This is a genomic window from Corynebacterium glyciniphilum AJ 3170 (assembly GCF_007673095.1).
In the GTDB taxonomy this organism is placed as follows: Bacteria; Actinomycetota; Actinomycetes; order Mycobacteriales; family Mycobacteriaceae; genus Corynebacterium.
Window position 1 is genome coordinate 1 of sequence record NZ_VDYZ01000039.1, and the last position, 670, is coordinate 670.

2 protein-coding genes are annotated in these 670 nt (G+C 63.4%); both read left to right on the top strand.

What is annotated here, in order from left to right; translation table 11 throughout:
* Nucleotides 1-118 precede the first annotated feature (118 nt).
* Complete coding sequence (locus FS507_RS16385) at nucleotides 119-436, top strand: transposase (RefSeq protein ID WP_145943834.1); 318 nt, start codon at nucleotides 119-121, stop codon at nucleotides 434-436.
* A partial coding sequence (locus FS507_RS19320) for a transposase (protein ID WP_369008450.1) occupies nucleotides 354-670 on the top strand: 317 nt, incomplete at its 3' end. The genes FS507_RS16385 and FS507_RS19320, both read left to right, overlap by 83 nt.

Here is a 670-nt window from a genome sequence, read left to right on the forward strand (position 1 = left end):
CTAGGTCGTGTTACGAAAGTCGTTGTTCTAGGCGTCGGCGTGTCTGACCACCACAAAGAAGGTTCCCCCGTTCACGATTGTTGGTGTCGAATCATCAACGTGAACAAGGAAACCTTCCGTGGCCACCCTACCCGCCAGCGCCAGACACGACCTCACCGACGACCAGTGGAACCTCCTGAAACCACTGCTACCAGCACAGCACCACCTCGGCCGGCCCCGGTCCTGGTGTCGACGAGGCCTGATCAACGGCATCTTGTTCCGGGTACGCACCGGTGTCCCCTGGCGTGATCTCCCCGAACGCTACGGCCCCTGGTGGCGAGTCTACGACCTGTTCACCTGCTACCAACGCACCGGTGTGTGGTCGACGATCCACACCCAGCTACTGTCGCAGGCACACCAGAACGGTCGATTGTCGTGGGAGTTCAGCGTGGACTGACACCACCAGTCGGGGTCATGTCCATGCCACCGGCGCCCGTCACGACAGTCACCACCGCCACCGTGATGAACCCGCTGACCACGGCTTTGGCCGGTCCCGGGGTGGCTGGTCAACGAAGATCCACCTCGCCGTCGACGCCGGGGTATGCCCGGTGTCCTGCGTGCTGACCCCGGGACAGGTCGGCGACGCCCCACAGATGCCAGAGGTGCTTGACCGTGTCCGGGTACCGACACC